This window comes from Cognataquiflexum rubidum, from assembly GCF_022538115.1.
GTDB classification, from domain to species: domain Bacteria; phylum Bacteroidota; class Bacteroidia; order Cytophagales; family Cyclobacteriaceae; genus Cognataquiflexum; species Cognataquiflexum rubidum.
Genome location: NZ_JAKZAL010000001.1, coordinates 546181 through 555559 on the forward strand (window position 1 = coordinate 546181; position 9379 = coordinate 555559).

Genomic DNA, 9379 nt, shown 5'->3' on the forward strand with positions numbered 1-9379 from the left:
AATATGGGAAGAGAAGTCAAAATCATCACTACTGACGATGGGTCACATTCCCTTTATCTTCCCGAACTGAAGGAATCCTACCATTCTTTCCACGGCGCATATCGGGAATCTATCCATGTATTTATGCTCTACGGGCTGGAGGCATGGTTCATGCGCAATCCAAACAGATTTCCCATCAGGATTTTTGAAGTTGGATTTGGCACCGGACTGAATGCCTGGCTTACACTTGTCTGGGCGGAGCAATACAAAGTCCCTGTCCTTTACCATACCATTGAGCCTTTTCCTTTGGAAAAGGAAATTTATGATCAGTTGAACTATACAGAAGTAGATACCTCAATCTACCATTATGCCCATTTTTTTAAGAAACTTCACCAATCCCCATGGGATCAGGGGCTGGTCTATTCTGAGTATTTCAACATGAAAAAGGATCAGACCACTTTGGAAGAAGCAATCTTGTACCCTTCAGATATCGTCTTCTATGATGCTTTTGCACCAAAAAAACAACCTGAACTCTGGACAAAAGAAATCTTGGATAAGGTTGTCGATGCCATGAATCCCGGTGGAATCCTTGTCACCTACTGCGCCACAGGAAGACTCAAAAGAACCCTTCAGGAATTAGGGATGATTGTTGAAACACTTCCGGGCCCTCCAGGAAAAAACGAGATGGTCAGAGGGACTAAGGGTTGAAAGTTGGAAGGTTGGAAGTAAGGAGGTCGGGGAGATTGGAAAGTTAGAAGGTTAGAAAGTTATTGGTTATTTGGTTATTTGGTTAACTGAAACCGATCTCTGAAACTGAAACTTTCACTCTTACCTGATCACTGTAAACGCTGAAAACTGCCTGCCGAAAACTGATTACTCTTCCTCTTTTATCCCTTCATTCTTCTTCTTGCTTTTTGCTTCTTTTTTCGGTTTTACCGGTTTTGCCTGACCAAGGCCCAAGCTTCCTTTCAAGCCGCTGAAGGTTGTTTTCCACCAATAATTGAATATAAATTTCTCTTTATCCCTCTCTTGGTAAATCTTTCCTTCAATCGGATTTCTCAGGTATCGCCTTGGATTGTTGGACCTTAAAGCAAAGGAATTCAAAACAAAAGTCAGGATGGCATCTCTTCCTTTTGCATGTTCGAGAGTCCGGTGATTTAACAAAATCACGTGCAGATCTGAGTATAGAAATGCCATTTGTCCCACTGCTTTATCGTTATCTGCCACAAAAGACCAGTCTGCACCTTTGACTGTTCCCCTTTTGATATTGACAAATGCATTGGTCTCTAAAATCGAATTCAGGGTCCTCATGTCAAATTCTCCCAGTTGGGCATTGATCCTCATGGGATAAGGTTCCTGAAAGAATAAATGACCCTGCAAATTCAAGTCAGCAACTCCGTTCAACTTGGTAGTGGCGAGCAAGAAAGACTCAACCAAAGGATAGGAATTCCCATCTTTAGACAAATGGAATGGATACAATCCGGCGTTGATGTCCGTAAATAACAATTCTCCTGGAACCATTCCCTTTTCAAAAAACTCCGTATATCGGATGGTCGCATTTTCTATGACGAAAGTATCCAACCTCAATTCGATTCCTGCATTTCGCATCAATTCCTGTGGCATCGGACGGATAATTCCGGTCTCGCGGGGAAATCTTTTGTCCCTGAACATCGCGGCATTCACATCAGAAATCTTGAGTGATTTGGCAGCCAAAACTTCATGTTCAAGGAACCTATTGTAATCTGGTCTGTCCAAAACCAATAAAGGAACGTGGATATTCATCACATCTGTCTGTTTTCCAACGGTCCTTCCATATTGGTACCTACCTACCCGGGGTGAATAAATCAAGTCGCTGACCCTTACTTCATTTTTATCGACAGTGATCAAGCCTATGGTGACCTTGTTCAGGCTGTCCTTCATGAGGATTTCGTAATTGGGGATAGAAAATTTAAACTCCTGGTTCAGCAGTGCATTTCTATCCAGATTGTCAAGGTTTTTCAAATCAATCTTAGTCCCTAAAAGCCCAAAATTTACACCGTTGAAATGTTGGGGCTTCTTGGATCCATTTTTGTCAAAAATCGAAAAATTCCCTTCCACGATTTCAAAGTCATCGACTTGAAAAAACTCAAAGAGTTGATTCCCTGCTTCTTTTTGAAGTTTATCCTTCTTTGGAGCTTTCACTTCATCTAAAAACACTTCCAAATCAGGCCTGTATAATCTCAATTGCTTCAGCCAAAGATCTTTACTTGCCTGTATCTCAGTCAGGGAATTTACTTTGATCAGGATGGTGGGAATATGTCCCGATAATACCGGAAAACCGGGTTTGCCACCCAAATCTCTTGGAATCACTCTAAAATTATTTACGAGGACACCATCATATTTGGTATCGAGTTCCACTTTGGAAAAAGTCACCTGATGCACACTGTCATTGAGCGTCAGCCAAAATTCATCCAAATCCAAAGTAATCGCATCAAAAAAACCTGCAATTTCTCCTTTATGGATACTTGCCGAATCTAGCAGGAAATCAAAAACACTGAAATTAATCTCTGTATTGATCAATTCCCTTTGGGTTCCCAGTTCTTTGAATCCCAAACTGAATTTGGCATCGACAGTCTCAATGGTATCAATAGAAACCTTGCTGATACTCTTTGGAAGGTTCCTTTCCCTCCTTTCTTTTTTGTCTCCGGTTTGTTTGGCCTGCCCTTCCCAATCATTATCAATGAGCAATTCGACCGAAGAACCTGAAAGACCGACTTTTTGCAGGCTGAGGGCATTGTCAAAAAGGAAAGCCTCCAAGTCAACCCCCCGAAAAGAAAGAGTTGGAATTTTGGCTGTGACTTTTGTTTTGTCAGAAAAGCTATTGCTGGGACTGAGTCTGACATTTCGGGTGATGATTTCCTCCCTTGAAGTATTGAAATTAATGCCATCTGCCTGTATGGTATATTTCCCGTTTCCGACATTGAAAATGTAATTACTCAGGTTTAAGTCAAGTTCCTCTGAAAAAAATGAATTGATCTTATCGGAAACGGTAGCTTCGTCGACGAAGAAATTTTTGACTGAAACAGTTACATTGTCCTCTTTAAAGCTCCTGGTTTTGTCTGCTATAAAATTCTGATAATTCAGTTTTGCATTGTTGACATTGATGGAATCCACCTGGATTTCAGAAAAATAATTTGTCAGGAGCTCTAAGATTTCTCCCCTTTTCAACTCGTTACCGGATCCTTCCTGGATTTTTTGTTTGTAGCGATACAGGTTGATATCCGGAGAGGGGACCAAAATCTCATTGATCCTGAGAATTCCTTCAAAATAGGCCTGAGGGATGTCCACCCCTTTGGCTAAAAATTTCGGCACATATATGTCCAGGGTTGTGCTTTTATCATACCGAGCTAGAGTCTGTTGAATCTGATTTTGGTTAAGCGGTCTGATCGCAAAACCGTCAATTTCAATAAGCTGTTCCTTTGTATCCAACAGTATTTTGTCGGCTTTGAAAATATGAAGGTTATCGGCAAGTTTGAGTGCGTAGTCTTCTAGTTCCAAATGCAGGTTTTCTGCAAAAAACGCCTCCTTGGCATCACCTATTTCAGTCTCATCATCCAACTCAAAATTCTCCAGAACCAGATTGATTTTTCCAAAGGAAAGACTGTCCTGCCGTATTCTTACCTTATTATCCAAGGTGAGCGAACCATCGTGAATTTCAAACCTCTCAACATAAATCCCATTCAAATACTCGCTGTAAATGTCGGTTAGGTCCAGTTTGGATTCCTTTTTATTTCCTCCCTGTATATTCTTTAGGAGAATTTCGGGTTCGTCCAGAATTACTTCCTTCAGGTCTATTATCCCAAGATTATAGACTTTTTTGAGGTTAGCTTCTGTGATGACCAATCCTGCAACACTGATATCCAGATGGGCTTTTTTGCCATCAAGTTCAAGTCCTTCTTTTGGAAAAAGTTTGAATCCGTCAATTTCAATTTTATCATCAAAAGATGAAAGCCTCACAAAATCTCCTTTCATCCTGTGGATGCTGTCATTTAGGGCAAATTCAACCATATGAACTTCCACGGAGGCATTATCGGCATAGAAAAACTGGTTTTTCTTTTTGGATTCATCAGGACCTATATAAAAGTCTTCCATTTTGAAATCAATCCGGTCAGTTTTGATCATGTAAGTATCGCGGGAATCGGCAAGCCGTTTTCCAAATTTGCCTTCCACAATCTCAAAATCCTGGATCTGGATAGAATTCAAGATGCCTTCCACCAAAGCGTACAAGTCAAATGGTTCTGAGCCCCTGTCTTTTTTCAAACTTTCTTTTGTGTAAAGATGGAATTCGGGGTTCTCTATTTTCAGCTGACCAACGGCTACCTCGGAAGTGTAAAAAACCCTGTTGATATCTGCATCTTTTAATAGGAGTTCATCCAGATCGAGTTGGAAATAGGTGTTTGCAGATTTGCTGAAATCCGGGATTATTTTTACCTCTCTTGCATCAATGAACTGCTCGAGCGATGATACATCGACAGTTCGGGCTTGGATGGTATGGATGCTGTCAGCCAATAAAACTTCAAAATTATCGAACCCAAACGAAAATCCCTTGGCATTGAATGGTGTCTCCGGGCTTCTTTGCTGCAAAAGCTGGATGTCCTCCAAAAGAAGTCTTGTGTTTTCGGCTTTGATGGCTTTTTGCGAGATAAAATTTTTCATCAACAAATCGGCATCATCGATTTTGAGTTCCTTTATCCTTATTTCCTTTACCTGAGAACCCAAAAACGACTTTTTGATTTCTTCCTGAAGAACTAAAATCGGGGAAACAGACGGCTTGGAAGCCTGCGTGGTATCCTTTTGTACCAGCTTAAAATCTACCTCAGGATTGACCAGTTCTATGGTGCCAATGATGAATTCTTTTCTGAAAAAACGGTAATTGAGACCCGTAATGTAAATATCCGGAATTGAAATCCGGTAATAAGGTATATCCTCAAGGTCCTGAAACTGACCTTCAACAGGATTTAATTTCAACCCTTTGAAGGTAATCCCTCTTTGTAAAAAAAGAATATGAAACTCCTCAAAATCAATTTCATATTTATTCCCTGAGGCGGTATTGACTTTTTCCTTTAAAAAATTCCTAAGCAAAAGGTCAGATCCAAAGTAAAATGCAACCTGAAGCGAAAACAAAACCAAAAGAGTAATACCGGCCAAGCGCAGGTATTTCTTCCTTCTTTTGGTTGGCAAAGTTTCTTGTGGCTGATTTTCTTGCATAGACCTAATCCGATACTAAAAGTAATATAAAAGGATTGGAAAATTAACTGACACTCATTTTGATTTCAGGATTTGGAAGGAGAAGAAATCAAAGTGACATCTCATGATTAATGAAAAAGTAATTTGGAGTACGCAAAAAGAAGAAAAACCCCTTTTTCACCACCTCAAAATATCAGATAACCCCTATAATTCCAAAAAAAAGAGACAATCCGATCTTGGTTGACCAATTCCGATTGTCTCAATAGTAAAATAACCCAAATATAAATAAAGCTGTAGGAGAAGGATTCGAACCTCCACGGAGAAGTTAGGCAACAAAAGAGCTCTTTGTGTGCTTTGTCCATTCCTGATAAGAACCAGGTACTCCACCCCCGAGACAGGAGGGCATGTCTGCCAGTTTCAACATCCTACAAGATGTGATTTTTTCAAAGCCTTTTGCTCTGTAGCGGGTCAAAATTAATAAACCGAACCATTTATTAAAATTAATTTAATGAAAAGTATATTTTTTTACACTTTATTTATTTTTATAAGATATTTATTATAGATAAGGAAATTCAAACTTAAATTAGGCTACTTTATTGACAAATCTTTAATGAGAAAAAAAAGTAAAAACTACTGAAAAACCAATTAGGCGCATAAACCTCTTTGTATGGAGCAATTTTCTTTGTGTAAATTTTAATTTGTCTTATCGCTGAATTGGCCAAATAAAGACTCCTCGAAAGTAAAAAAAACCGTGAATGGGTGTTTTGTGCGCAACAAAGCAAAAGACCAAAAGCTATAAAATCAAAAAAGCTGTGAAACAAAATCTCACAGCTTTAGTCAATTAACAATAAACCCAAAATAACCAGATGTAGGAGAAGGATTCGAACCTCCGGGAAAATCCCCACCACTCTTTCAATCCTACAATACAACTGGACTTTTTTCCAATTGATTACATGACAAAATTAACACCTTATCTGATTCTTTAATAATAATATAAATATTTAGCTAAAAATTTACAGTATATTTATTTTAAGATACATTTTTTAATCATTCATTAATCTACATCGATTGCGGAAACCAGTTTTTTGAATACTTGATAATGGGTTTTGGGTTTCCAACCAACCAATTATTAAATTTTCATGTAATTACCAGCTACTTTTATAATTTTTTTACCCAACTACTTTCACTTCAAACAGAATGACTCCAGATTTTTCGGTCGGATTTGAGTCAAATCGTTAAGCTTGAAATCAAATTTTCTAAGGAAAAGGCAAATTAAGTCCCTCCAGCACAGGACAATAGTGAAAAATTATTCTTCATATTTGACATAGTTCTCCCATTTTTCAAGAACAGCCGAAAAATCTGCCGGAAGCGGGGATTCGAAGTAAATCCTGTTTTTGGTCACAGGATGGATAAATCCCAAGGACATCGCATGCAAAGCCTGCCTTGGCATGAGGTCAAAGCAATTTTGGATAAACATTTTGTATTTCGAAAACTGCGTCCCTTTTCGGATTTTATCTCCTCCATAAACCGCATCGTTGAACAATGGATGTCCCAAAAACTTCATGTGCGCACGGATTTGATGGGTGCGGCCGGTTTCCAGATTGCATTGCACCAAGGTCACATACCGCAGCCTTTTGATCACTTTCCAATGCGTCACCGCATGTTTTCCCTGAGAACCGTCAAGAAAAGTATCCATCACTTTTCGGTCTTTGGCACTTCTGCCAACATTGGCGATGATTGTTCCTTGGTCTTCCTCAGGTTCTCCCCATACCAAAGCGAGGTAAGTCCTGTCTATATCATGGTTAAAAAACTGCTTGGCAAGATCCGTCATCGCAGTTTCCGATTTCGCAATTACCAGCAAACCTGAAGTGTCTTTATCAATCCGATGGACCAATCCAGGCCTACCGGAATTACCGGGCATGGTAGGAAGTTGGTTGAAATGGTAAACCAAAGCGTTGACCAAAGTACCTGTCCAATTGCCATGCGCTGGATGGACAACCATCCCCGGAGGTTTGTTGACAATCATCAGATACTCATCCTCGAATACAATGTCCAAAGGAATATCCTCCGGAATGACCTCTGTGTCCCTAGGCGGTTTTTCAAGAAAAACCTTGATTTCATCCAAGGGCTTGACCTTGTAATTTGCCTTTGTTGGGTTGCCGTTGATCTGAACAAAACCTGCGTCTATCGCATTCTGAACCCTGTTTCGGGTGGCATTAGGCAACCTGTCAGTTAAAAATTTATCCACCCTTGTCGGGGCCTGTCCTTTGTCAATCGTAAAACTAAAGTGCTCAAAGAGTTCTACATCCAACTCTTCCTCATCAAAATTATCCTGATCCATCATGTCTGCCATCCTGCAAAAATAAGGGCATTTGCCAAAGATTTGGTTATTTGCAGGAATATTGGAAAAACATTGCTTCTCCCAAATCCTATATCAACCCAAGAAATCCATCTACCTCTCCTTGAGGAAAATGGAATCAGGCTTTCAATCAAGAGATTGGATCAGGTCCATGACCTAGTCTCCGGAAATAAATTCTTCAAGCTTAAATACAACCTTGAAGAAGCCCAAAAGTCGGGATTTTCCACTGTGTTGACTTTTGGAGGGGCATTTTCCAACCACATCCATGCAACAGCCGCAGCAGCAAGAATTGAAGGATTCAAATCAATTGGAATCATCAGAGGCGAAGAAACTTTTCCCCTCAATCCAACGCTTTCATTTGCAAAGGCACAGGGCATGCAACTCGATTTTATAAGCCGAGAGGATTATAGAAAAAAGGCAGAAGATTCATTTATTGAAAAACTGAAAGAAAAATTCGGGGTTTTTTATTTGATCCCCGAGGGAGGAACAAATTCCTTAGCGATAAAAGGAACAAAGGAAATCTTGGGAAATGAAGATGCAGAATTTACACACATTGGCTGTTCTATCGGAACAGGGGGAACTTTTGCAGGTTTGGCGGAAAGCATTCATTCCCACCAAAATTTGTTGGGATTTTCTTCTTTGAAAGGGAATTTTATTCATTCGGAAATCAATAACCTACTTCTTGAAAACCAGATCCATCCAAAAGGAAAATACAGCGTTTTTGACAATTACCACTTTGGGGGATATGGAAAGTCAGGAGCTGAACTGCTTGATTTCATCCAATGGTTTTATTCGGAGACCCAAATTCCTTTGGACCCTATTTACACCGGAAAAATGATGTTTGGGATTTTTGACCTGATCAGAAAGGGTTTATTTGAGAAAGGATCCCATATTTTGGCTATCCATTCAGGTGGCTTGCAAGGGATCGCAGGATTCAACCAACGGCTGGGCACTTCCTTGCCCCTATGATTCCTTGAGTATAAAAATGTCTTCTTTCTCTTGGGGGACGATTTTGATGACATTGGCTAAAACAAGTCTGATCAGCGTTTTTGAGGCTAAAAACTTTGGCAGTTTGGCTAAAAACTGAAATTCTTTGAGGGTGATTTTCCCGTTTTCCCCTAGGGATTTCATCAGGATATTCTCTTTTTCACCATAAGTGAAAACTATATCTTTTGGATTTTTCCCTCTTTTCAATATCTCCCACATTTCCTTGCTTGCCTGGATACTGCGGTCTTTGACTCTGACAAAGGCCTTTCTCCTATTTTCCTCCATCAAAAAATGGGGACGCTCTGGCGATTTTGGAATGGAAAAAACCGCTATTCCCTTTTTTGGTGTGAGCTTGATGATTTCCACTTGGTATTCCAACTTGGGCTGAATATGTTGCCCGATGGCCTTTTGCATCACAAAAACTTCTTCTTCGATAAACCGCTGTCCACTCACCGTCCCGTCATCATCCACGCCGATCAATAAATTTCCCCCTTCGGTATTGGCCAAAGCGATGATTTCCCGGACGATTTTCTCAGGAAAAGAAGCTTTTTTCTTGAATTCAACCTTCAAGCCTTCCCCTTGTTGGGCGATTCTATGGATTTCTTGAAGAGTCATTTTGGAGGGATGAAGTTAGAGGGTAGAAGTATGAGGTGAATGGTTGTAGGGGTTGTAATTGTTGTAATTATTGAAGTGGTTGAAGTGGTTGTAATTGTTCTATTGGTTGTAATTGTTGTCAGCTTCGCGTTGTCTGGTTTCTATGTTAAATTCCTAGCAAATCGGTTAATATTTCTTCTTTTCTATTTAAATTGGTTAGTATCAGACAAAGCG

At 39.8% G+C, this 9379-nt stretch carries 5 protein-coding genes; 2 read left to right on the forward strand and 3 right to left on the reverse strand.

Going from position 1 to position 9379, the window contains the following annotated elements; all coding sequences use genetic code 11:
* The first annotated feature begins 3 nt into the window (after positions 1-3).
* Positions 4-687 carry a tRNA (5-methylaminomethyl-2-thiouridine)(34)-methyltransferase MnmC2 gene (gene mnmC2, locus MMU05_RS02365; protein WP_241140050.1) on the forward strand — a complete coding sequence of 228 codons (684 nt, stop codon included), beginning with the start codon at positions 4-6 and terminating at the stop codon, positions 685-687.
* Positions 688-852: 165 nt separating this feature from the next.
* On the opposite strand, the gene MMU05_RS02370 is transcribed toward mnmC2, so the two are convergent.
* Positions 853-5226, reverse strand: coding sequence for an AsmA family protein (locus MMU05_RS02370; protein ID WP_241140051.1), 4374 nt, complete (start codon positions 5224-5226; stop codon positions 853-855).
* A gap of 1285 nt (positions 5227-6511) precedes the next feature.
* Positions 6512-7558 (reverse strand): RluA family pseudouridine synthase, encoded by a 1047-nt coding sequence (locus MMU05_RS02375; RefSeq protein ID WP_241140052.1) that lies wholly within the window; start codon positions 7556-7558, stop codon positions 6512-6514.
* Between MMU05_RS02375 and MMU05_RS02380 the strand changes: the two genes are divergently transcribed.
* Positions 7493-8533, forward strand: a complete 1041-nt coding sequence (locus MMU05_RS02380) for a 1-aminocyclopropane-1-carboxylate deaminase/D-cysteine desulfhydrase (RefSeq protein WP_336246827.1) — start codon at positions 7493-7495, stop codon at positions 8531-8533. The genes MMU05_RS02375 and MMU05_RS02380 overlap by 66 nt on opposite strands.
* Here MMU05_RS02380 and MMU05_RS02385 read toward each other — a convergent pair.
* Positions 8528-9166, reverse strand: a complete 639-nt coding sequence (locus tag MMU05_RS02385) for an AlbA family DNA-binding domain-containing protein (RefSeq protein WP_241140053.1) — start codon at positions 9164-9166, stop codon at positions 8528-8530. The genes MMU05_RS02380 and MMU05_RS02385 overlap by 6 nt on opposite strands.
* Positions 9167-9379: the final 213 nt, after the last annotated feature.